General features: G+C 72.2%; 20 protein-coding genes and 1 riboswitch. Of the genes, 5 read left to right on the top strand and 15 right to left on the bottom strand.

All coding sequences use genetic code 11. The annotated features are described in order from the left end of the window. Nucleotides 1-32: 32 nt before the first annotated feature. The 3 genes from OR600_RS03530 to OR600_RS03520 all read left to right on the top strand — a co-directional run bounded on the left by OR600_RS03530 (nt 33) and on the right by OR600_RS03520 (nt 5,034). On the top strand, nt 33-1,118 hold the full coding sequence (locus tag OR600_RS03530; RefSeq protein ID WP_265590675.1) for a hypothetical protein: 1,086 nt from the start codon (nt 33-35) through the stop codon (nt 1,116-1,118). Between the two features lie 211 nt (nt 1,119-1,329). Continuing rightward, the gene (locus tag OR600_RS03525; RefSeq protein ID WP_135977713.1) at nt 1,330-3,036 is read left to right on the top strand and encodes a glycosyltransferase; all 1,707 of its coding nucleotides are present in this window, start codon (nt 1,330-1,332) and stop codon (nt 3,034-3,036) included. A gap of 141 nt (nt 3,037-3,177) precedes the next feature. Then, complete coding sequence (locus OR600_RS03520; RefSeq protein WP_251173819.1) at nt 3,178-5,034, top strand: glycosyltransferase family 2 protein; 1,857 nt, start codon at nt 3,178-3,180, stop codon at nt 5,032-5,034. Nucleotides 5,035-5,103: 69 nt separating this feature from the next. Here OR600_RS03520 and OR600_RS03515 read toward each other — a convergent pair whose 3' ends face one another. The 4 genes from OR600_RS03515 to OR600_RS03500 form a co-directional block, all read right to left on the bottom strand. Then, nucleotides 5,104-5,856 carry an ABC transporter ATP-binding protein gene (locus OR600_RS03515; RefSeq protein WP_265590674.1) on the bottom strand — a complete coding sequence of 251 codons (753 nt, stop codon included), beginning with the start codon at nt 5,854-5,856 and terminating at the stop codon, nt 5,104-5,106. A 1-nt stretch (nt 5,857) separates the two neighbouring features. Continuing rightward, the gene (locus tag OR600_RS03510) at nt 5,858-6,886 is read right to left on the bottom strand and encodes an ABC transporter substrate-binding protein (protein ID WP_265590673.1); all 1,029 of its coding nucleotides are present in this window, start codon (nt 6,884-6,886) and stop codon (nt 5,858-5,860) included. Then, nucleotides 6,883-7,617: an ABC transporter permease gene (locus OR600_RS03505; protein WP_135977803.1), complete on the bottom strand. Its 735-nt coding sequence runs from the start codon at nt 7,615-7,617 to the stop codon at nt 6,883-6,885. The genes OR600_RS03510 and OR600_RS03505 overlap by 4 nt, the downstream gene beginning before the upstream one ends. Nucleotides 7,618-7,714: 97 nt before the next feature. After that, nucleotides 7,715-8,044, bottom strand: a complete 330-nt coding sequence (locus OR600_RS03500) for a thiamine-binding protein (protein WP_251173816.1) — start codon at nt 8,042-8,044, stop codon at nt 7,715-7,717. A 53-nt stretch (nt 8,045-8,097) separates the two neighbouring features. After that, nucleotides 8,098-8,208, bottom strand: a riboswitch (TPP riboswitch). Nucleotides 8,209-8,273: 65 nt separating this feature from the next. On the opposite strand from OR600_RS03500, the gene OR600_RS03495 reads away from it, so the two are divergent. Then, complete coding sequence (locus OR600_RS03495) at nt 8,274-9,554, top strand: amidohydrolase (RefSeq protein WP_265590672.1); 1,281 nt, start codon at nt 8,274-8,276, stop codon at nt 9,552-9,554. Between the two features lie 445 nt (nt 9,555-9,999). On the opposite strand, the gene OR600_RS03490 is transcribed toward OR600_RS03495, so the two are convergent. The 7 genes from OR600_RS03490 to OR600_RS03460 form a co-directional block, all read right to left on the bottom strand. Beyond that, on the bottom strand, nt 10,000-10,740 hold the full coding sequence (locus OR600_RS03490; protein ID WP_204407411.1) for a type 1 glutamine amidotransferase: 741 nt from the start codon (nt 10,738-10,740) through the stop codon (nt 10,000-10,002). Then, on the bottom strand, nt 10,733-12,082 hold the full coding sequence (locus OR600_RS03485; protein ID WP_265590671.1) for a MurT ligase domain-containing protein: 1,350 nt from the start codon (nt 12,080-12,082) through the stop codon (nt 10,733-10,735). The genes OR600_RS03490 and OR600_RS03485 overlap by 8 nt, the downstream gene beginning before the upstream one ends. A gap of 4 nt (nt 12,083-12,086) precedes the next feature. Then, nucleotides 12,087-12,608, bottom strand: coding sequence for an Asp23/Gls24 family envelope stress response protein (locus OR600_RS03480; RefSeq protein ID WP_135977720.1), 522 nt, complete (start codon nt 12,606-12,608; stop codon nt 12,087-12,089). 31 nt (nt 12,609-12,639) lie between these two features. Next, nucleotides 12,640-13,005, bottom strand: a complete 366-nt coding sequence (locus tag OR600_RS03475) for a DUF2273 domain-containing protein (RefSeq protein WP_135977721.1) — start codon at nt 13,003-13,005, stop codon at nt 12,640-12,642. Then, nucleotides 12,998-13,774 (bottom strand): Asp23/Gls24 family envelope stress response protein, encoded by a 777-nt coding sequence (locus OR600_RS03470; RefSeq protein WP_265590669.1) that lies wholly within the window; start codon nt 13,772-13,774, stop codon nt 12,998-13,000. Before OR600_RS03470 ends, OR600_RS03475 begins: the two co-directional genes overlap by 8 nt. Before the next feature lie 73 nt (nt 13,775-13,847). Beyond that, entirely contained in the window at nt 13,848-14,645 is a 798-nt protein-coding gene (locus tag OR600_RS03465; RefSeq protein ID WP_265590668.1) for a YebC/PmpR family DNA-binding transcriptional regulator, read from the bottom strand. A 161-nt stretch (nt 14,646-14,806) separates the two neighbouring features. Then, complete coding sequence (locus OR600_RS03460; protein WP_239652484.1) at nt 14,807-15,535, bottom strand: ECF transporter S component; 729 nt, start codon at nt 15,533-15,535, stop codon at nt 14,807-14,809. Between the two features lie 84 nt (nt 15,536-15,619). Between OR600_RS03460 and OR600_RS03455 the strand changes: the two genes are divergently transcribed. Continuing rightward, a complete protein-coding gene (locus OR600_RS03455; RefSeq protein ID WP_265590667.1) occupies nt 15,620-16,843 on the top strand; it encodes a cation:proton antiporter in 1,224 nt (407 codons plus the stop codon). Nucleotides 16,844-16,863: 20 nt separating this feature from the next. Here OR600_RS03455 and OR600_RS03450 read toward each other — a convergent pair whose 3' ends face one another. The 4 genes from OR600_RS03450 to OR600_RS03435 all read right to left on the bottom strand — a co-directional run bounded on the left by OR600_RS03450 (nt 16,864) and on the right by OR600_RS03435 (nt 23,225). Then, nucleotides 16,864-18,306 (bottom strand): ABC transporter ATP-binding protein, encoded by a 1,443-nt coding sequence (locus OR600_RS03450; protein ID WP_265590665.1) that lies wholly within the window; start codon nt 18,304-18,306, stop codon nt 16,864-16,866. Next, nucleotides 18,303-19,004 carry an energy-coupling factor transporter transmembrane component T family protein gene (locus OR600_RS03445; RefSeq protein WP_135977727.1) on the bottom strand — a complete coding sequence of 234 codons (702 nt, stop codon included), beginning with the start codon at nt 19,002-19,004 and terminating at the stop codon, nt 18,303-18,305. The genes OR600_RS03450 and OR600_RS03445 overlap by 4 nt, the downstream gene beginning before the upstream one ends. A gap of 529 nt (nt 19,005-19,533) precedes the next feature. Beyond that, entirely contained in the window at nt 19,534-21,180 is a 1,647-nt protein-coding gene (locus tag OR600_RS03440) for a L,D-transpeptidase family protein (protein ID WP_168354002.1), read from the bottom strand. Nucleotides 21,181-21,503: 323 nt separating this feature from the next. Next, entirely contained in the window at nt 21,504-23,225 is a 1,722-nt protein-coding gene (locus tag OR600_RS03435) for an NlpC/P60 family protein (protein WP_251173874.1), read from the bottom strand. Nucleotides 23,226-23,282 lie beyond the last annotated feature (57 nt).

The raw sequence follows: 23,282 nt of genomic DNA, 5'->3' as shown, positions 1-23,282 counted from the left end.
TCCGGGAGAGCCGAGGGAGAAGGAGGAGCGCCTTGCAGCACGGTCCCATGAACCACGCAAACCACGACGAGCGGCCCCCGAGGGAGGCGGCGCCCCGGCGGCCGGCCGCCCCGGCGGCGGACGGCGGCAGAGGGCAGGGGCTCTTCAGCGACCTGTCCGTGCCCCAGGTCGCTGCCGGCGCCCTGGCGGCCGTGACGTCCATGCTGCTCTCCAACCAGATCGGCATCGCGGGCTCGGTGATCGGCGTGGCCGTGGGTTCCGTGGTGTCCACGGTGGCTAGCTCCCTGTACAAGCGCGCCATCGCCCGCGGCGCCGACCGCATCAAGGAGAAGATCGTGGTGCCCGGCGAGGAGCCCCAGGTCGGCGGCGGGGCCGGGGCGGCGGGCATGGCGGCCGGGCAGGTGCCCGGGGCGGCGGGCGACGCCGGGGACGAGTCCGGCACCGTCACGCCGGACGGCACGCGCATCGCCCCCGAGGGCCTGCGCGAGCGCGCCCGCGCGCGGCACGACCGCACGGTGCAGAAGCGCGTCACCATGGGCGTGCTGGCCGTGGCCGTGGTCGCCGCCATCGTGGGCGTGTGGCTCTCGGCGGGCTTCGTGACCCTGGCCACGGCCGGCCAGGGGCTGGGCGAGAAGGTCTCGATCGTCCGCACGTCCCGCAGCGACGCCGCGGACGCCGACAAGGGCGCCGACGACGCCCCCGGCGACAAGGGCGCGGCGGGCGACGGCTCCCCGTCCACGGGCACGGGCTCCGGGACGGGCACAGGCTCCCCGACGGACGCGAACGGAGCCGCGACCACCGACGGCACGTCCGGCTCCACAGGCTCCGGGAGCGGGGGTGCCTCCGACGGCACGGGCCCCGGGACCGCCACGGGCGGCGGCGGCAACACCGGCAGCGGGACCGGCGCCGACGGCACCTCGGGCTCGACCGGCGGCGGCACCGGCACGGACGCCTCGGGGAGCGGAACGGGGACGGGCGGCACGTCCGGCTCCACAGGCTCCGGCACCGGCACGGGCTCCGGTGCGGGGACCTCGGGCGGCGGCTCCGGCTCCGGTGGCGGCGCGTCGGCCCAGTCGGACGGCGCCTCCCAGGGCGCGCCCGCGGCGAGCGCCTCCTAGCCCCCCCCCGCGGCGGGCGCCGGGACTTCGCCCCGGTCGGGCACCTCTGTCCCACGGCGCCGTGGGACAGAGGTGCCCGACCGTTGGGACAAAAGTGTCCGGGTGATGGGACAGGGCCTCGGTGGGGCGGAGCTGAAGTCCCTGTTTTTCATATCGACTTCAACTGGTATGCTGAAACGGCATTGAAAGACATCCCCGGAATCGAGGCACCATGGACAAGCCCCGTATTACCGTCGTGATTCCCGCCCACAACGCCGGAGAGACCCTCGCCGGCTCCATCCAGAGCGCGCTCTCCCAGACCGGCGTCGCCGTGCAGGTGGTCGTCGTCGACGACGCCTCCGACGACGCCACGGGCCTCGTGTGCCTGCTCTTCTCCTTCGACCCCCGGGTGACGGTCGTCACGCTCGAGGGGCGCCGCGGGTCCGTGGCCGCGCGTGCCGCGGGCCTCGCCGAGGCCGCCTCCCCCTGGGCCTGTTTCCTCGACGCCGACCGCCGGCTCGAGCGGGACGCCTGCCTCATGGCCCTCCGCTGCGCCGACCGTACCGGCGCCCCCCTCGTGGTGCCCTCGTCGCTCCTCTCGCCAGAGACCGCGGGTGCGTCCGACCCCTGCTCGCGGCTCTTCGACGACCCGTGCCAGCCCCTGGAGCTCAACGGCGTCTTCTGCGAGACGGGCCTCGCCCGCCGCTCCTTCGACGGCCTGCCGACCACGGGCCCCTGCCGGGCCGGCGGCACGCTCGCGCTCTTCTCCATGGCGCTCGAGGCGCCCGCCATGGCGTCGCTCGACACCCCTCCCGTGGCCCCGCCCGAGGCCGGGTGCCCCTGGGACGCCGCCATGGACGTCCGGGCCTTCACCGAGCTCTGCACCGCCGCCGAGGCCCTGCGGGCGGCCGGACGGGTCATCTCCCGCCACGACGCCTGGGACGAGCGGAGACGCACGTACCGCGCCCTCTCGCTTCGCCTCACGAGACCCCTGCTCGACGGGTTCCCCGCCAACGTGGAGCCCCGCGCCCGTGCCGCGGCCTTCGACGCGCTCTGCTCGGCCTTCCCCGTGGCCGAGGCCGTAGATGCCGTGGGGGCCTGGTGCGCCGACTCGCTCGCGGCCGTCCTCGACGCCGTGCAGGGCTCATCCTCCCTCGAGCCGCGGCCCGCGGAGCCCCTGGGCGCCCTGGCGGTGCTGATCGGCCCCGGCGACGAGCCCGCCTCGGAGGGGCCGGCCATGGAGCTGGCCCTCGCCAACTCGACCGTGAGGGCCGTCCCCCTGGCCGACCGCGATCGGGCCGCCGTGGCACCCACGCTCGAGCTCCCGCACTGGCAGCCCGGCGAGTCGTACCTCCCGCGCGCACGGCGCCTCCTCACCGTCCTCAACGAGCACGACGCCGACGCCGTGGCCTGCACGCTCTGCTGCGACCCGGCGCTTCCCCTCGACCTCATGGTCGCCCGCCTGTCCGGACGCCCCGTGCTCGTGCGCGTCCCCGCCTCGCTGGCGTGGGCGCTCGGCGAGACGGGCCGTGTGCACGACCTCGTGGCCGTCGCCCAAGCCGCCACGGTGCTCGCGCCCCCAAGGGCCGTCGACGCCCCCTTCTGGCGCGCCGCGACCGGCGGTGCCGTGATGCCCCGCCAGGGGTCCGAGACCTGCGACTCGTGGCTCGCGCGACTCCTCGACGCCCTCGAGCAGGGCGCGCCCCGCGACGCCGCACCGGCGGTGGAGGGACCGCTGCTGCCGCTCTTCGACCCGCGCCTCAACGACGACTCCTCCATGGGGCCCCGTGCCTCCGACGCCGACGAGGTGGCGCGCCTGCGCGAGCAGGTGAGCATCCTCCAGGCGCGCCTGGCCTCCGCCCAGGGGGAGGCCCGCGCGCTCCGCAGGCAGCTCGTGGCCTCCGGCTGCCTACCCTGGAACCCGGCCGCCGAGGAGTGACCCATGGGGCTCCCCGGCCCGGCGCACCGGGTTTTGGGTCCCCTGGGCCGCCGAGGTGGCGGCTCCCCCTCCCCGCTGGGGTACGATAGGGCCGGCGTCCCGCACCCGCACCCCAAACACACCCAGCGAGGAGGCTCTCCCATGGAACCCGACGTCTCCGTGGTCATCCGTGCCCACAACGCCGAGCGCACGCTCCGCCGCGCCGTCAAGGCGGCCCTCGACCAGGCCCCGTCCACCGTCGAGGTGGTGGTGGTCGACGACGCCTCCACCGACGGCACCGCCCGCGTGGCGGCCGAGGCCGCCATCGAGGACCCGTCCGTCCGCGTGGTGAGCCACGCGGACACCCTCGGCCGCCTCGAGTCGTACCGCTCGGGCCAGCGCGCGTCCCGCGGCCGGTGGATCGTCTTCACCGACGCTGGCGACCGCCTGGAGCCGCGCTCGCTCGCCTCCCTCGTGGAGGCCGCCGATGAGGCCCAGGCCCAGGTGGTGGTCCCTTCCGTCGAGTACGTCGCCGGCCGCGCGCCGGCGCCCGTGCCCGCAGACGTCCCCACCGTGGCCGACGCCCTCTCCCGCACCGGCGACACCGGCGACCTCTCCGCCGCCCGCGTGACCCCGGACGACGTCTTCGACGACCGCACCACCGGCTCCGTGGCCCGCGTGGTCTCCCCGCTCATGCAGACCCTCGAGGGCCGCGACGTGGTGGACGCCATGTTCGTGACGCGCCAGGTGCCCGTGCAGATCCGCGGCCGGCTCTTCTCAGCGGAGCTCGTGCGCCGCGCCTTCGCGGAGATCGGCATCGGCGCCGTGGCCAGCCGTGACGAGGCCGTGCTGAGCTTCCTCGCGGCCACCCTCTGCCCCCGCCTCACCGTGCGCCCCGACCTCCGCTCGGTCACCATCTGCACCGACGACGGGGGCGGCACGCTCTCGCTCGAGGAATTCCGCCAGGTGTGCGCCAACCGCGCCACGGCCGAGGTCGTGGTGGAGTACCTCAACCGCACCGAGCGCTGGGAGCGCTACTACGACGACTGGGAGGGCATGGCCCTCATGCTCGCCGGCGAGGCCGTGGCGTGCTTCCCCGACCGCGTGGGCGTGGAGGACTGGCCCGCGGCGGCCGACGCCCTCCTCGAGAGCTGGGGCGCGCCCTACGTGTGCGGCGCCGTGGCCGGCGGCGACGCCGACGTGGCGGCCTACGCCGTGGCGCTGGCCTCCGCCCAAGGCCTCGCCCTCGAGGGGGGCCGCGTGCACCGACCGGCGTTCCTGCTCCACGCGGGGGACGACGTGGCCCGCGCCAAGCATGTCATCGACGCCCTGGGCGCCAGGCGCTCCTCCCCCACCGTGCTGAGCGACGCCGCCGGTCCGCTCCCCTCGGGCCTCTCGGGCAACGCGGCGCTCCCGCCCCAGGACCGCGTGCTCGACCGCGCCCGAGCGCTCGAGAAGGCCCTCGCCGACGCAGAGGCCGACGCCCTCGTGATGCTCGCCGGCGACGAGCGCTGCGCCTACGACGCCCTCGTGGCCCGCGCCGCCGGCCTGCCCGTGGCCGTGGTGGCCTCCGAGCCCCTTGAGGGCACGGCCGCCTACCGGCGCTGCGCCGCGCAGGTGGCCCTCGCCACCTGCGTCGTGCCGGCCGACAACGTGGACGGCGAGCTGTGGTCCATTGGCAGCGTGCGCGTGACCCGGGAGAACGGGCTCGTCTCAGCGCTCTCCCTGGGCACGCCCACCCGGCGCGACCTCGACTCCCGCGTGCTGGCCATCCGCCTGGTGAGGAGCGCCCGGACCTTCGAGGAGACCTGCGACCGCCTCAAGGAGGCCTGCGCCGTGGCCATCGACGGCCACGACCGCCTGGAGACCGAGAACGCCGGCCTGCGCGACCGTGTGGCCGACCTCGAGCGGCGCCTCGAGGAGGCCTGCGCCGAGAACGACGAGCTCCACGACGCGCTCGACCGCAGCTCGCAGCGGGGCTTCCGCGGCGGCATCTTCCACCGCGGGGCCAAGGGGTAGCCGGGGCGCCGCGGGGGGGCGGCCCCGGCCGTCGCCACGCCCCTCGCCCGCATCCGCCGCACCCGGCCCTCAGAGCAGCGCGAGCACCGCCCGCTTGACCTCGAGGGCGGCCTCTGTGAGCACGAACCCCGCGCGATCGGCCCGGGGACAGTCCACGTCCACCTCGCCCGCGACGGAGGAGGGCACGCCGGCCGCGGGGTCGCCCCGGAGCACGAGGATGCGGTCGGCCAGGGCCACGGCCTCGTCGACGTCGTGGGTGACGAGCAGCACCGTGAGCCCGACGGCGTCCACGAGGTCGAGGAGCCATGCGCGCATGTCCTGCCGCGTGAGGGCGTCCAGCGCGCTGAAGGGCTCGTCCATGAGGACCACGGGGTCGTCCATGAGGCAGGTGCGCAGGAGCGCGGCCCGCTGGCGCATGCCGCCGGAGAGCTGGTCCGGGTAGAGACCCTGGCTGCCCTCGAGGCCAAACCGGGCGAACCTCCCCGACGCCCGGGTGCGGGCCTCGGCCTTGGGCACGCCCTTGAGCAGGAGCGGCAGGGCGGTGTTGTCGAGCACGGTGCGCTCGGGCAGGAGCAGGTCCTTCTGCAGCATGTAGGCCACGGAGCCGGGGTGCCCGGTGACGTCCTCCCCCTCCAGGAGCACGGTGCCGGCGTCGGGCACCGAGAGCCCGGCCAGCGCGTGGAACAGCGTCGACTTGCCGGAGCCGGAACGGCCCACGAGGCACACGAGCTGGCCGGCGCCCACGGAGAGCGAGACGTCGTCCAGCACCCCCATGCCCTCCCAGGAGACCGTGAGGCCGCGCGCCTCGAGGACCGGCGCCACGTCACTCACCGCCGGGCAGGTAGTCGTTCGTGAAGCCGCCCTCGGGGTCCAGCCTCTCCGCCGTAAGGCCCTGGTCGTTCATCCACGTGTAGAACGAGGCCCAGCGCTCCGGGTCGATGTAGCCCCAGCGGGGGGCGTCGGCCACGTACTTGTCGGCAAGGTACTCCTGGGAGGCGCGGGCGAGCTCGGGGTCCACCTCGGGGGCGGCCTCCACGAGGATGTCGGCGGCCTCGTCCACGTGCTCGGAGGCGTAGAGGTAACCCCTGGCCGTGGCATCGAGGAACCTCCGCACGGTGTCCGGCTGCTCGGCGAGGAAGGTGTCGTTGGCGACGATGACCGGCGTGTAGTAGTCGAACCGCGGGTCGATGTCGCGGAAGGCGAAGTAGTCCACGGGGTAGTCCTGGACCTTGGCGTTCTGCCCGGCCCAGGCCTCGAAGCACCAGATGGCGTCGAACTGGTCGGCCCTGAGGCCGGTGACCTCGTCGGTGGAGTTGGCGGGCACGAGCTCCACCTGGGACCAGTCGCCGCCGTCCGTCTCCACCACGCTCCTCACGATGGCCTTCTCCACGTCCTGGTCCCACGTGCCGTAGCGCCTACCCGCCAGGGCCGCCGGCCGCGTGACGCCGTCGCCCTTGCGGGAGATGATGCCGCTCGTGTTGTGCTGCACCACGGCCGCGACCGCGGTCACCGGCAGCGGGTCGTCGCTGCCCAGGTAGTTGGCCATGACGTCCTGGTAGCCCATGCCCAGCTGGGCGCGTCCGGAGCCCACGAGGGCGTCGGCGCCGTCCTCGGGCGGCTGCACGACCTCCAGCTCGATGCCCTGCTCCCTGTACCAGCCCTTCTCCATGGCCACGTAGATGCCGGTGTGGTTGGTGTTGGGGGTGTAGTCGAGCACGAAGGTGAGTTTCTCGGGGTCCTCGGGGGTGCCGGAGCCGGAAGTGCCACCCGTACCGGCGCACGCGGCCAGGGCGCAGGCGGCGGGGGCGAGGAGGGCGGTCTCGATCAGGGTTCGACGGGGGATGCCGGTCATGGCTGGGGGTTCCTTCCGTGGCGGCGCCAGGGCATGGCCAGGCGCGCGAGCGCGTCGACGGCCGCCATGAGCGCGAGGGACAGGGCTGAGATGATCGCGATGACCGCGAACATCTGGTCGTAGGAGTAGGACTTGCGCACGCGCGTCATGTAGACGCCCAGGCCGTCGAAGCCGCCGAGCCACTCGGCCACCACGGCGCCCACCACGGCGTAGGTAACGCTGATGCGCAGGCCGCCGAAGAACGACCCCATGGCCGCCGGCAGCTTGGCGTAGCGGAACACCTGGAGGCGCGAGGCGCCCATGGTGCGGAGCAGGTCGCAGGCGTCGGGGTCGGCCGAGGCGAAGCCCTCGGCCAGGGCCACGGTCACCGGGAAGAACGTGGTGAGGGCCACGAGCAGCACCTTGGGCAGCATGCCGTAGCCCAGCCAGAGCACGAGGAGCGGCGCGATGGCCACGGTGGGGATGGTCTGGCTCACGGTGACCAGGGGCCGGAGGGCGCGCCTGAGGGGGCCGAAGCGCTCCATGGCGCAGGCGATGAGGAAGCCCGCGGCCACGCCCAGGGCGAGGCCGGCGAGGGCCTCGGCCATGGTCACGAGCGCGTGGGAGGCGAGCAGCGGCGCGTCGTCCACAAGGGCGCGGGCGACGTCCACAGGCCCGGGCAGCAGGAACGACGGCACGACGCCCAGCGACACCACGGCCTGCCAGGCGACGAGCAGCACGGCCACGGCCATCGTGGGCGCCACCCAGCGGCGGCGCGGGCGGGCGGTGGCGTGGGCGGGCGCGGGCCTCTCGGCACGGGCGGGGGCGGCGGCCCGACGGGCGGGGGAATCAGGCATGGTCGGCGTCGAAGCGCGCGTTGATGCCGGCGTACTTGCCCACCTTGCGCTCCGTGGTGAGCATGGGCTCCTCGGCGCGGACGTCGATCTTGGCGTAGGTCATGACCTTGCCGGCGCCGGCCTTGACGGCGATCTCCTGGCAGGCCTTCAGGATGTCCATGCAGAGGTCGTAGTCGCCCTCGACGGTGGACTCGAACGGCCCCACGAACAGGCTCACGGGCTGGGCCCTGAGGTAGTCGATGACCTCGTCGACGATGCGCACCACCTCGTCGTCGGAGACGGCGTCCATGGGAAGGACCTGGATGGCTACGGCACACTGCATACGCGCTCCTCTCCGGCGGGGAGAAAAAGGGCCCCGCCTCGACCGGGACCCTCGTGTCACGAGCGCTGTGGTCCCTACGCTGGCATTACCCAGATCAGGTTGCGGGTCAGGGCCGCGATGGGCCCAATCTCAGCCGGCGTGCGCCAGCCCCCCGTTCGGTTGGAGTATAGCCCAGCCGGCCGGCCGTGGGGGCGCTATCCTAGGGACATCACGACCCCGAGGAGGACCCATGGCCGCAGACCCGCTCGCTGACGTCCTGGACACCGCCCCGCTCGCCGCCGCGCCAGCGGGCACCGACCCCGGCCGTGGGGGCGCCGCCCGCGTGACGGCCGCCGCTGACGCCGTGGAGGGGGCGGTGATCGGGCTGCGCCGCTGGTTCCACGCGCACCCGGAGGCCTCCCTGGAGGAGACCGGCACCGCCGCGGCCGTCGCGGCCCAGCTCGCGGCCCTGGGCGTGGAGCACGCCATGCCGCTCCCCAACGCCGTGGTGGCCACGGTGCGGGGCACGGCGCCCGGCGCCTACGGGCAGGACGGCACGGCCCGCAGACGCGTGCTGCTCCGGGCCGACATCGACGCACTGCCCGTGGCCGAGGACACCGGGCTGCCGTTCTCCTCGCTCTCCCCCGGCCTCATGCATGCCTGCGGCCACGACTGCCACGCCGCCATGCTCCTGGGCGCCGCCACCGTGCTCCAGGCCAACCGCGACCTCCTCGCCGGGGAGGTGCGTCTGGTGTTCCAGCCCGCCGAGGAGTGCTCCCAGGGAGCCCGCATGCTGGTGGAGGCCGGCGTGTGCGACGGCGTTGACGCGGCGTGGGGCTGCCACATCTGGAGCGAGCTACCGAGCGGCACGGTCTCGGTGGAGCCCGGGGCCCGCATGGCAAACGCCGACTGGTGGCGCGTGGAGGTCACCGGCACCTCGGCCCACGGCGCGCTCCCCCACCGCGGGGCCGACGCCGTGGTGGCCGGCGCCGCCATCGTTGAGCAGCTGCAGACCGTGGTGAGCCGGCAGGTGTCGCCGTTCGAGCCCGTGGTGGTCACCGTGGGGCAGTTCCACGGCGGCACGGCCCGGAACGTCATCGCCGGGAGCGCCTGGCTCGAGGGCACGGTGCGTACGTTCGACCCCGAGGTCCACGCGCGGGTGCCTCTGCTCATGAAGCGCATCGTGGAGGACACGGCCGAGGCCTTCGGGTGCTCGGCCCGCGTGACCGACTACACCCTGGGAAGCTGGGCCGTGGTGAACGACCCGGCGGTGACCGAGGTGGCCCGGCGGGCGGCCCGGGAGATGCTGGGCGAGGAGGCATTGGTCTCGTACCGCGGGTCCATGCCCGGCGAGGACTTCTCGGAGTACCTGTTCGAGGTGCCCGGGTGCTTCGTGTTCCTGGGCTGCTCCACCACGGGGACCGACCACTGCTGGCCGCAGCACTCCTGCCACTACAACCCCGACGAGAGGGTGCTGGCGGACGGCGTGAGGCTGGCGGCGCAGTTCGCGGTGGACTTCCTGGCGGGGTGACGGCCGCCGGCGGCGGGGCGTGGCTGTCAGGTGCCCGCGCGCATGCCGGGCGGGGGCGTCACGGGCGGCCCTGCGGGCTCGACGGCCCTCCACAGGCGGCCCCGGGGGCTCGGTCACCCTTCAAGCGCCCCCCTACGACGGCCCCTTGCGACAAGGGCCCGATGCAGGGCACACACCAGCGCGCTGTCGGACCAAAGACCAGCTGGAGGGGGACTTCTCGCACGCAAAAGGGCGTTGAAGGGTGAGGCGGCACCCTTCAACGGGGTGTCGGGGCAAGTCCCCCGCACAGGGTGCCCCTATAGGGGGATGATGCCCTTGGGGCGCTCCTCTGGGGCGCCCTCCTGCAGGGCAGGACAGACCGACGAGGCCGCCGTGGCCCGCCACGCGTCAAGTTGGGACAAAAGTGCCCGACCATTGGGACAAAAGTGTCCGGGTGGTGGGACGGCTACTCCTTCTCCTCGCCACTGAGCAGCCTGTCCACCATGACCTTGTTGGCGGCCAGCTCCACGGCGTCGTCCAGGGGGTCCAGCGAGCCGTCGCCGCAGCGCCTGTCCAAGGCGCGGGACAGCAGCCAGTCGGCCACGCCGGGGTTCTTGGGCAGCAGCGGGCCGTGGACGTAGGTGCCCAGCACGTTCCGGTAGAGGCAGCCCTCCTTCCCCGACTCGCCGTCGTTGCCGTGACCGAAGACCACGCGGCCCAGGGGCTCCACGCCCTCGCCGAGGGTCGTGCGGCCGCCGTGGTTCTCGTAGCCCACCACGGGCTGGGGCGACACGGGGCTCTCCACCGCCACGTTGCCGATGAGGCGCGGGGCGCCGCGGCGGGTCTCCATGTCGACGAGGCCCAGGCCCTCGAGCACGTCGTCGCCCATGGCGTAGGAGTGGCCCAGCAGCTGGTAGCCGCCACAGACGGCCAGGAGCACGCCGCCGTCCTCCACGAAGGACGAGAGCTCGGCCCTGCGCTCCAGGAGGTGCTCGCACACGATGGCCTGCTCGCGGTCGGAGCCGCCGCCGATGAAGACGATGTCGGCGTCGGCGAACGTGGGGGTGTCGGAGATGGCCACCTCGGCCACACAGGCCCCGAGGCCGCGCCACTCCAGGCGCTTGGTCAGCGTGATGATGTTGCCGCCGTCGCCGTAGAGGTTGAGCAGCTCCGGGTACAGGTGGACGATGTTCAGCGACCTAACCACGGCGCTCACCGATCCTCTCGAGCTCGGCCTTGGCGGGCCAGAGGGCCGAGTAGTTGGTGAGCACGTACAGGGGTCGGCCCTCAGGGAGGTCGCCGAGGGCGGCGAGGGCGTCGGCCACGGTCAGGGCGATGGGCGCCGGCAGCCCGGCGTACTTCATGCGCACCTGGAGGTCGTTGGCGCGGTGGCCGCCGACCACGAGGGAGAGCGCCTCCTCCGCGCCCAGGCGCTCGAAGTCCACGTCCCAGATCCAGGAGATGTCCTTGCCGTCGTTGTAGTCGTCGTTGACGACGAAGAACGCGGCCTTGGGCCGGGGGTCGGCGAGCATGAGGGAGATGTTCTGGTTGAAGCCCGTGGGGTTCTTGGCGAGGTTGAGCACCACCTCGCGGCCGTCCACGGAGAAGTGCTGCAGGCGGCCGTTCTCGGGGCGGTAGCCGTCGAGGGCCCGCTGGAACGTGGCCGGGTCAACGCCGCAAAGCACGGCGCCGGCCAGGGCCGCCAGCAGGTTGTAGACCATGTACACGCCGCCGAAGCCCGCGTGCACGCGCACGGAGCCGTCGATGCCCCTGCCGGAGACGTCGAAGGCCACCCCCTCGCGGCCCACCTCTACGCCGGTGGCCCGCCAGGCGAGCTCCGGCCGGGAGAAGTCGCCGTTGGGGCAGGCGAAGTCGCCCAGCTGGGCGTAGTGCCGGTAGGCGTAGTCGAGCTCGGCGCCGCACACCTGGCAGAACCGGGCCTCGGGCACACGGTCGGTGGGAAGCCCCAGGACCTCGTCGATGCCGAAGAACAGGCAGGGGTTGGAGCCGTGGAGCCGTTCGGCCACGCCCGCGCAGAGCGGGTCGTCGCCGCAGGCCACGAGCGTCGTGCCGGGGGACGACGCCAGCGCACGGGCGATGGAGTCCTGCACGCGGTCGATCTCGCCCGCGCGGTCGAGCTGGTCGCGGAAGAGGTTGAGCAGCACGAGGTAGCGCGGCTTGAGCGCCGGCAGGATGCGCACGCAGGAGAGCTCGTCGGCCTCCATGACGGCCCAGTCGGCACCCCTTCCGGGCAGCAGCGCGGCCGTGACGCCGGGTTCCATGTTGGCGCCGGCGCGGTTGCAGAGCACCGTGGCGCCGGACTCCTCCACGGCGGCGGCGAGCACGTTGTTGGTGGTGGTCTTGCCGTTGGTGCCGCAGACCACGATGGCGCCGTCCGAGAGCTTGGCGGAGAGCTCCGAGAGCAGGTTGGGGTCGATGGCCAGGCCCACGCGGCCCGGCAGCTGGGAGGCGCTCCGGTGCAGCACGGAGCGCAGGCCCCAGGCGGTGGCGCGGCCGGCCGCCCGGGCGACGGAGGAGCGCAGGGTCATGGCCCTAGTCCCTCTCCTGGGCCTCGGCGGCCTCGAGCTCGCCGGGGGCGATGACGTCCTCGATGCGCAGGTTCACGCCGGAGACCTCGAGCCCCGTCATGGACGAGAGCTCGCGGATGACGGCCTTCTTGACGTCCTCGAACACCTGCGGGGCGTAGGCGCCGTACTCCATGAGGATGGAGATGTTCACACGCACCGAGTTGTCCTGCATGACCTCCACGGAGACGCCCTTGGTGGGGTCCGTGCCGGTGAAGGTCTCCTGCACGCGCTTGAAGAAGCCGCCCTTCATGCCGCAGACGCCCGGGACGTCGCGGCAGGCGATGGCCACGATCTTCTCGATGACGCCGTTGGAGAAGGTGAGGGAGTCCTCGGAGTCCACGTCCTCCACGAGGTCGTCGTCCGCGTCGGTCTCGGCCAGGGGGGCCACCTCGACGCGCATGATCGAGGAGTCCGCGGGGGCCGGCGCGGCAGTGCGGGCGTCGGTCCCGGCAGCGTCGGTGGGTACCTGGCTCTTCTTGGTTGCCATGATCTAGCTCCTTGTCTCTGCCGGGGACGGGTCAGCGGGGGTCGTTGCCGGGTCCGAGCAGGCGCTTGACGCCGTTCACGATGCGGGGGTCGCCGTCGAGCCACTGCCCGAAGGCCACGCCGCACACCACGAAGACGGCCACGAGCAGCGCCTGGAAGAACCCGATCCAGAAGATGAGCAGGGCGCAGACGAAGCCCAGGACGCCGAAGAGCACCGCGTTGCGGTGCCCGGGGAACGCTCCGTCCACCCAGGTGGCGGCGGCGTCGCGGGCGGCCGCGGCGCGGCGGCGCGCCTCGGCGCCGGAGGCGCGCGGATCGGACGTGGGGGCGTCCCTGACGTCGACGTCGACGCCGTCGACCTCCACGGTGACGCGCGGGGCGGCGTTCTTGTCAGCCATCGGTCTCGACCCCCTTCCGGGACCCGGAGGGCTCCACCCTCACGGACACGGCGGACGGGGCGTCGTCGTCGGCCGCCGAGGGCTGCACGGGCGCGCCGTGGCCCTTCATGGGCACGGCCACGCCGAAGTCCTGCGGGCGTTCGGGGGCGGCGCCGGACGCGTGGCGTGCGGCGCGGTCGGCCTCGTGGACGGCGGTGGGAACGTAGGCGCCGTCGGCGCCGCGGGCGTCGTGCACATCCCGGCCCGGCGTGATGTCGGAGGTCTGGCGGGGCTCCAGGAACCGCAGCGTGATGTCGCCCAGGCGGTCGCCCACGAGCACCTCGAGCCCCTGGCGCAGGCGCCCCTGCAGGCTCTCGGCCTCGGCACGCACGTCCAGGGAGCGGTAGGGCTCCACCCACACAGCGACGTCCACGGTGTCGTGACGCACGTCGACGACGACCTTGGCGGCCACGCAGGTGCCGTCGGCCTCCACGAGATAGGTGGCCTGGCTCGCCACGGCGGAGCGGGCGATGGAGACGCGGCCGCCGTCGCCGTCCAAGACCTCGATGTCGGAGGGGCGCTTGGAGCGCACGGCCACCACGACGGCGCACACGAAGCCGACGGCGCAGACCAGCGCGAAGAGCTCGACGAGGAAGAGGTACCAGTCGAGCGAGATGAGGCCCGCGGCCTCGACGGTCCAGGGACCGACCCACGGCAGGAGCAGCGCCGCCAGGGCGAGCGTCCCGCAGACGGCGAACACGACCAGGCAGAACCGTTTGAATCCGTTCATCGCGCCCTCCTCGACGGGTGCAGGAAGGCCCCGACGGCCGCGGGCCGCCGGGGCCGGTGCGGGACCGGCCGCGCTACTCCTCGTCGAGGGCGGCGACGATCTCGTCGGTCATCTCCATGGTGTTGTAGACGTTCTGCACGTCCTCCAGCTCGTCGAGGCGGTCGACGAGGCGCTGGACCTTCTTGGCGTCGGCCACGGTCACCTGGGTGGGGGTGGTGGGCACCATGGTGAGCTCGGAGCCCTTGACCTCGATGCCCTGGGCCTCGAGGGCCTTCTGGACGTCCTGCATCTTGTCGTAGGCGGTCCAGACGATCCACTGCTCGCCGGCGTCCTCGTAGTCGTCGCCGCCGGCCTCGGCCACGGCCATCATGAACTCGTCCTCGTCCACCGCGTTCTCGCGGTCGGCGACCTTCTTCTCCTCGCTCTTGATGACCTTGTCCACGGCGATGGAGCCCTTGCGCTCGAACTGGAAGGCCACGGAGCCGGAGGTGCCCAGGTTGCCGCCGGCGTGGGAGAAGGCGGAGCGGACGTCGGCCGCGGTGCGGTTGCGGTTGTCGGTGAGGCACTCCACGTAGACGGCGACGCCGGCGGGGCCGTAACCCTCGTAGGTCACGTTCTCGTAGACGGCGGCGTCGGCGCCGGCGCCGAAGGCCTTGTCGATGGCGGCCTTGATCTTGGCGTTGGGCATGGAGACCATGCGGGCGCGGGCGACGGCGGCGGCGAGCGACGCGTTGTTGTCCGGGTTGGGGTCGCCACCGAGCTTGGCGGCAACGGTGATGTTGCGCGAGAGCTTGGAGAAGAGCGCCGAGCGCTTGGCGTCGATGGCGGCCTTCTTGTGCTTGGTGGTGGCCCACTTAGAGTGTCCGGACATGCAAACTCCTTCTCGACGGGCGCACCGCTGCGCCACATGATCGAACGTCCGCGTCCCGCCGGCACGACGGTGACGCATAACCTTACGAAGGATACCACGGGCCCGCGCAGCCTAACCGCCGTGCACTCCCCCATCACATGGGGACCCTGCCCCGGGCGGCCCTAGCGGAGGCCGTAGCGCGTCACGGTGCGGCGGATGGCGCGCCCCCACGGCACCCACACGGCCAGGAGGAAGGCCACGGTGGACAGGCCGTGGACCACGTCGAACGGGATGCTGGCCGCCCAGCAGCCGAGGAGCGACGCCGCGGTGAGCGGTCGCACGAACCCCACGGCGGTGTAGGCGTCGAGGACCGCCCCGTAGGCCATGCACGAGAGGAACCCGTAGGCGCAGAGCGCCCCCCGGCGGGCGAGGAGCCCGCGGTCCGCCAGGGCGCCGGCGACGTAGCCCATGAGGCCCCAGGCGTACATCTGCCAGGGGGTCCACATGCCCTGGCCAAAGAAGAGGTTGGAGGCCAGGGCGGCGAGCGCCCCGCAGAGGAACCCCGGGCGCCGCCCCAGGCACGCCCCGCAGAGGATTACGACGGCGGAGACGGGCTTCACGTCGGGCACGGCGGCGAGGAGGATGCGGCCCGCCGTGGCGGCGGCCGCGAGCGTGACCGCGGGCAGGAGCTGGCGGAGCGCCGGCACCGAGCGCTCCCAGCCGGCAAGCACCAGGCCCACCGACGCGGCGGCCACCGCCAGGGCGGGAACGGCCCACGCCCCGCCGGCGAGCACGGCGGCCACGAGCACCGCCGGGGGCGCCGCGAGGCAGGCGGCCTCCAGGGCGCGCCCCCGGGCACGGCGGGCGCCCGCGGGGCCTCCCGGCGCCGCGCCCTCGCCGTCCATGACCATGGCGACCCCCTTCCCTGGGTACAGACCGTCGGAGCCCATCGGGGCCCCGCCCCATGAAACCACACCGAGTCCTAAGGCATGTCCATGGCAACGTCGCTCTTCTCATTGGCCGTCATCTGCCTCGTGGCGTTCGTCGGCCCCTTCCTGGCCGACCTCGTCCCCGGAAGGTGGCTGCAGGCGAGCGCGTTCATCCTCATCCTGGGCGCGCTCCTCGGCCCCCACGGGGCGCACCTCATCGACCCCGCGGCGCCGGGGCTGCCGCTCCTGCGCCAGCTGGGCCTCGCGTTCCTGTTCCTCATCGGCGGCTACGGCCTCGCCCCCGAGGAGGTGCTCGGCACCACCGGGCGCCATGCGGCCCTCTCCTGGCTGGCGAGCCTCGCCCTCGGCCTGCTCGTGGCCTGGGCGCTGCCGTTCGACTTCTCCTGGAGGGCCCTCGTGGCGTTCGCCATCTCGCTCACGTCCACGGCCTTCTCCAAGGTGGAGGGCATCCTCAAGGAGCGCCGCGCCCTCGACACCCCCATGGGCCGCATCGTGGAGTCCTACGGCGCCACCGGCGAGCTGCTGCCCGTCATGGCCGTGGCCCTGCTCCTGGAGGAGCGCTCCCCCCTCGTGGAGCTGGGCATCATCGGGCTCTTCGTGGTGCTGGCGCTGGTCAGCGCCCGGCTCGCGCGCCACGAGGAGGAGCGCCGCACGCGCCTGGACTCCTTCGTGCGCGACGGCAGCGGCTCCGGTCAGATGATGCTGCGCCTCGTGATCTGCGTGCTCGTGGGGTTCGTGGCCCTGGGCGTCATCCTCGGCGCCGACATGATCGTGGCCGGCTTTGCCGCCGGCTTCATCCTGCGGCAGCTCGTGGGCGAGGGCGACACGACCGTGATGCCCATGGTCCAGGCCGTGGTCAACGGATTCTTCATCCCGGTCTGCTTCGTGATGTCGGGCGCCTCCATCGACATCTTCGAGGGCGGCTCGGAGCCCCTCGTGATCCTGGGCTTCATCTGCCTGCTCATCCTCGTGCGCGGCGTGCCCTGCCTCGTGTCGCTCTCGCTGGCGCCCGAGACGCGGTCCATGGCGCCGCTGCGCCGCGTCAACGTGGCCGTCTACTCCTGCACCGCCATGTCCACCGTCGTGGCCATGACGTCGGTGGCCGTGGAGGCCGGCGACATGACGCACCACATGGCCAACGTGCTCGTGTTCGCCGCCGCCCTCACCACGGTGGCCGTGCCCGTCGTGACGCGCCTCATCGGCCGGGTGGACGGCGAGGCGGCCGTGGAGGGAAAGGCCGCGAGCGCCACGAACGACACGGAGGCGTGACCGGCCCCGTAAGGCGCCCGTCAGGAGAAGAAGACCGACTCGGCGAAGAACTCCGATGCCGGGGCCGTGCCGGTCAGGGCGCCGTCGAAGACCATGGACACCGTGGTGCAGCAATCGCGGGCATAGGCCAGGTCGTGGGTGGCCACCACCACCGCTGCGCCTTCGCGGGCCGCCAGGGCCACAAGCCGCGCCACCGTGGCGCGGGCCGCGGCGTCGAGCCCTTTCACGGGCTCGTCCAGAAGCAGCGTGCGCGGCCGGCACAGAAGCACTTTTGCCACGGCCAACAGCTGGCGCTGGCCACCGGAAAGCTCTGCGGCATCTCGGTCCCACAAACCGAGAAGGCCTGTGGACACCGCCATGGCGCGGGCGTCTGCTTCCGAGAAGCCCGCCCCGGGCGCCCAGGCCATGAGCTCCTGGCCCACGGTGCCTGAGCCCAGCACCTCCCTCGGGTCCTGGGGCACGTAGCCTCGCCGGTCGGCCCCGGCGTCCGCCACCTTTCCCCGCCGGAGCCGCACGATGCCCGCCAGCGCCTTTATCAGCGTCGACTTACCGCTGCCGTTGCCGCCCACGAGAGCCCTGACCTCCCCGGAGCGCACCTCCAGCCCGCAGCCTGAAAGCACCCAGGGGCATCGAGCGTCGTAGCGGGCCCACAGGTCCCGGACCACGAGGGCCGGCTCCCCGGGCAGCGACAGTTCGCAGGGGGTGGAAGGCTCCTCGGCCAGGGCGTCCACGGGCACCGGGCGCACCTCTCCCGCAACCACCTCCACGGCCATGGTCGCATAGGGCGTCATAGGGGCGGCATGATGCGTGGCCACCACCACGGTGACGCCCAGCTCCCGGTTCACGCGGAACAGCCCGTGAAGGAACGCGCGCTCGGCCACCGGGTCCAGCTGGGCCGTGGGCTCGTCGAGCAAAAGCACCCGGGGCCGCAGCACCATGGCAGCGGCGAGCACGGCCAGCTGTCGCTGGCCGCCGGAAAGCTCGGAGATCGGCGTGTGCAGCCAGCCGTCGATGCCAAAGAAGCAGCACGCCTCAGCCATGCGCCGACCGATGGCGCCGGGCGCCATGGAGAGGTTCTCCAGAGCAAAGGCAAGCTCGTCTCCCACGGTGTCGCACACGAGTTGCGCAGAGGCGTCCTGCGTCACAAGGCCGAGGGCGCAGGCAGACTGGCGCACCGAAAGACTGCCCACCGGTCGGCCCAGCACCTCCACGGACCCGGACAGCCGGCCCACCGGGGCGACTTCGGGCTTTGCCAGCCGCAGAAGCGTCGACTTGCCCGAGCCCGTGGCGCCCGACAAAAGGCAGAAGGCGCCTTGGGGCACCGAGAGCGAGGCTTCGCGCAGCACTGGCTCGCCCCAGGAGCCGAGAGGGGCCACGCCGCCTGCGGGGTCGTCTGCGGGATAGGAGAACGCGACGTCTGCCCACTCCACGGCCGGGACGCCCGTCTCGTCAAGCTCGGTCATCTCCCGCCTTCCTTCCTTGACAGAAAGACCTCTGCCGCGGCCGCAAGACACGGCCATGCAAAGAGAAGCGCCACGGGCCCGTAGGCCGCGGCAGGCCCCGGCACAGACATCCGCGGCGCATAGGTCCAAAGTGAGCCGAGCCACAAAGCGTAGCCCACTCCTGCCGCCGAGATGGCGGCCACGGTAATCAGGGAGGGCCAGTCACCGACGGTCCAGCGCGCGCGGCGCCAATGGGTGCGCCGCCCTGCCCCCCAGCCGCGCGACGCCATGGACGAGGCCCTCTCCACCGACTCGCCCAGGGCCCACATGACCATGGCGCCCACCTGCTCCACGCCGCGGCTGAAGCTCGACGCAGCGCTGGGCGACCCTGCACACGTGCAAGCGCCCCGGGCATCGCGAGAGGCGCGGGCCCGACCCAAAAGCTCGGGCACGAGCCGCATGACCATGGAGACGGCAAGGGCCAAGGTGGGCACGACGTTGCCGAGCAGGTCGCGGAGGTCGTCGGCAGGCAGGATGGCGGAGCACACCGCAAACCAGGTCAGCGCGCCTGCCAGCATGGCCCCCATGGCAACGCCCCAGGCCACCGCCTCAAGGCGCACCGCCACGGGGCCAAAGGAAAAAAGGGTTGTCTGCCCCGTCTGGGACAGCAGCGGGTTCACTGCGGCCACCAGCACCATGAGGGGCACGGCTGTCGCCAACGTGCGGCCTGTGGCCCGCACTCCACGCCAGACAAAGGAGGACAGGACAGCAAAGCCTAGGGAAAGGCCCAGCACCACGGGCTCGAACGTGCCCATGGCCGCAGCGAGGCAGCAGGCGGCCCAGAGGGCGCGAACGGCAGGGTGAGGCCGAGGGCCCGCAACGATCCTTGCTCCTGCGCCTGCCACAAAGCCTCCCCGTTTCCGTCGAGACCCTAGGGTAGCAGCTACGCCCAGACAAGATACCAGGTTGTTTTGTCACCCTTTTCGCAATCTGCGGTACCCCCCTCGCCGGCAGCCCCTTTCACCGACGAATCCCCAGCAACGGTTTCGGGGAGGTCCCAAGGGGCCCATCCCTTCCCGACAAGCGCATCGGGAAGCCCCCTCTCCCCGAGGGCGACAGCGGGGAGCCCCCACCAACAGGCAAACCCCTGCTTCCCAGAAACCTTTCCAGGAAGCCCGCTACGGCAGAAAGCCCCTACACCTTTGGGATGACAAAACAACCTGGTACCTTGTCTCCCCTTGTCCCCTCCTAGTAGGAGACCACCGTGGTTCCCCGGGGGATGGTGTCGTATATCCACTTGGCGTCGCCGATGGCCAAGCGCACGCACCCGTGGCTGAGGCCGGCGCCCAGCCGGCCGTCCTGCACCACGTGGGAGTAGGGGTTGTACAGGATGGAGTGGAACAGATAGTCGCCATAGAACTGCGTCCAGTAGTAGCAGCTGTAGCCCTTGTTCTCGCCGAAGGAGTAGCCGCGCGAGCCCACCGAGAACGTGCCCCTCACCGTGGGCGTGGAGCGCTTGCCGCAGCTGCACGCCATGGAGCGCACCTCGGTCCAGCTGCCGCGGCCGCCGCGGTAGACGCCCACGCGGTTGGCGCCGTTGTCCACGAGGATGAGGTAGGGAGTGGGGCTCGAGTAGCCCTGGGCCCGGCCGCCCATGGAGCCGGGGGCGCCCCCGCGCGTCCAGCGACCGGAGCCATCCACCCAGTAGCGGCCGCCGTCCACCCACGCGTTGGTGGCCATGGAGCCCGACGAGCCCACCCAATAGATGCCCGAGACCCAGCGGTTGGCCCACATGGCGCCGCTAGGCCAATCGAGATAGTACCAAGAGCCGCCCACTTTCGCCCAGCCGGTAGCCATAGCGCCCGATGCAGAGAGCCAGTACCAGCGACCACCGCTAGCAAGCCATCCGGTGTCCATGGCGCCGGAGCCGGACAGGTGGTACCACGTGCCGCCGTCGTTGAGCCAGCCGCGGCCCATGGACCCTCGCGGCCCCCACGGGCTGTTGGCGCGGCGCAGGAAGTACCAGTGGCCGCCATCAGAGAGCCACCCAGAGCCGATGGAGCCCTTGGGACCCCACTGGCTGTCGGCGCGGCGCAGGAAGTAGGTCTGGCCGCCCTCCGTGAGCCAGCCTGTTCCGATGGAGCCTCTGGGGCCCCACGGGCTGTTGGCGCGGCGCAGGAAGTAGGTCTGGCCGTTCTCGGTGAGCCAACCGGAGCCGACAGAGCCCTTGGGGCCCCAGGCGTTGTCCGAACGGCGCAGCCAGAAGCGTTGGCCGTCCACGTCCGCCCAGCCCACCTTCAGGGCGCCCGACGCAGGGTCGAGGTAGAAGCGCTGGCCGGCAAGGTCGAGCCAGCCGGTGCGGGCGGCCCCGGTGGAAGGGTCGAGATAGTAGCGGTTGCCGCCCTCGTCGTACCAACCGGTGCGAGGGTGCCCATCGCCGTCAAAGCGGTAGCGCAGACCGTCGACGGTGTGCCAAGCGTCTACCACATAGGTGCCGTCGGCGAGGTAGTAGCGGCGCGACTGCCCCTGGCCCTCCCAGCCGGCCGGGTGCCGATACACGTTGGAGAACACCGGGGCGTCGGCGGACCCGTCGTAGGCAACGCTTGCAACCAAGGCGCCGGAAGCCTCTTCCACGGCCACATCCACAGGCACGGTCTTGTCGTCCACCGTGACACCGGCAACGGTGGCAGGAGCCATGCGAAGGGCAAAGGCTGCCGTCCCCTTCTCGGTAAAGACGACGGGCGCAAAGACCACAGTGCCGTCAGCGGCGCACGGGGCCTTCTGAACGACGGTGCCGTCGCGAAGGAGCTCAACGGAAAGCTCCCCTGCCGCAAGGGCGCGCCCCGACAGGGTCACACGGGCCGAAAGCGACACCGAGACCGGATCGGGCGTCACGGCCGCAGGGGGCTCTTGAGAGGTGCCGCCGGACACATCGGTACCGGCTCCGGCGCCGGGAAGGGCTCCGCCGCTCTCGCCGTCAGGCTCGGTTGCCGCCGGCTTCTCAGCTGCGGCCGGGACGTCAAGTGCCAAGGCCGCAGACGGGGCCACGCATCCAAGAACGAAAAGGGCCGAAGCGACCAGTGCCGCGACCCGGCGCGGCGACGTGCGCACATCCATGGGACTCCTCTCGTCTCCTGCGGTTGTCCTCACTTTAGACCAAAAGCTGCAGCGCGCCTGCAAATGAGGGACATCTTTGGCCCTCCGGGCAAAAGCGCCCGCTAGATGTAGAGCCTGCCCACGCCGCGGGGCGTGCTGTGGGCCCACAGGCTCGCAACGCGCACACCGGTGCCGGGCCACGCCTCTATGATGCGGTCGCCGCCGATGTAGATGGCCACGTGTCCGGGCCAGAACACCAGGTCGCCGCGCTGGCGGGACCCAATGGGCAGACGCTGCATCTTCCCATTGGCCCAAACGTTGTTGGCGTCATGGCTGTGCCAGCCGTTGGGGCCGGTAATCCAGTGGTTGTAGGGGTTGTACTCCCCCATGGACATGCCGGTGGCATAGGCACACTGATAGACCAAGCCGATGCAGTCCACGCCCACGCCGGGGCGGTCGGAGTAGTTCCACATATAGGGCGTGCCGACATACTCGTTGGCCCGCTGCACGAAGGCGTTTACGCAGTCGGCCCTGGACGCGTAGGGAGAGATCCTTGACGGGGTCACGTAATAGCCCCGCGCCACCGATGCCGAGAGGCCCAGATTCACGTTGCGACAGGAGACCTGGTAGTAGCCGGCAGGGTTCTGCCACCCCTCTTTGCCGGGATGGGACGGGTCGAGGGCGCCCGAGCCACCCAGGTAGTACCACGCGCCGCGGTCGCGGGCCCAGCCCACGCACATGGCGCCGGAGGAGCGGTCGAGCAGGTAGTCCTTGCCGCCATCAGAGAGCCAGCCGCGGCCCATGGAGCCCTGCGGCCCCCAAGCGCTGCCGGCGCGGCGCAAGAAGTAGTAACGCCCGCCCTCGTTGAGCCAGCCCACGCCCATGGAGCCCTTGGGGCCCCACTGGTTGTCCTCACGGCGCAGAAAGTAAGTCTGGCCGCTGTCCGTGAGCCAGCCCGTTCCCAGGGACCCTTGAGGTCCCCAAGCGCTTCCGACGCGGCGCAAGAAGTACCAGTGGCCGCCCTCATGAAGCCAACCGGAGCCTATGGTTCCCGCCGGACCCCAGGCACTGTCGGACGTGCGGAGCCAATAGCGCTGGCCTCCGTCATCGAGCCAACCCGTGGCCATGGCGCCCGTGGTCCTGTCAAAGAAATAGCGATGACCGCCGTCGGCCTGCCATCCGGTGGCAGCCGCACCGCTCGCACGGTCGAGGAAGTAGCGCTTGCCGCCGTCGACAAGCCAGCCCTTCCCCATGGAGCCGACGGGGCCCCAGGTGTTCGCGGTACGCATGAAGTAGCGCTTGCCGCCCACGGAGACCCAGCCAGATGCCATGGCCCCCGTGGATGGGTCAAGGTAGTAGCGCTGACCGGCCTCGTCGAGCCATCCCGTGCGCATGGCCCCCGTGGCCGCGTCGAGGAAGTAGCGCTTGCCGCCGTCGTCGTACCAGCCGCGGCGCACGTGCCCCGCGGCGTCAAAGGCAAAGCGGCTCCCGTCGACGTCGAGCCAGCGAGAGACGGCGTAGGTGCCATCGGAAAGCCGGTAGCGGCGAGAAGCGCCCTCCCCCTCCCAACCGGGCACGTAGGTGCAGCGAAAGACCGGGGTCCGGTCGGACCCGTCGTAGGTGATCGACGCCACAAGCGAAGAGCCATCGTCCGACACGGACACGGTGACGACCACGGCCACCGTGCGTGGGTCCACAGCCACCGCGGAATCGGAAGCGGGGGCCATGGCAAGCGTGTAGGCATAGCTGCCCGGGGCGTCAAAGCCCTGGAGGGCAAAGGTCGCGACGCCATCCGGGCCGACGGCCACGGTCTGGACCGGCGAGCCGTCGCGCGAGAGGGTCACGGACGCGGTCCCGACAGCGGGAGCGCCGTCCGGCAGCGCGACCGAGGCGGAAAGCGA

The sequence above is a fragment of the Granulimonas faecalis genome (assembly GCF_022834715.1).
Lineage (GTDB): Bacteria > Actinomycetota > Coriobacteriia > Coriobacteriales > Atopobiaceae > Granulimonas > Granulimonas faecalis.
This window is presented reverse-complemented; position numbering and strand designations above follow the sequence as displayed.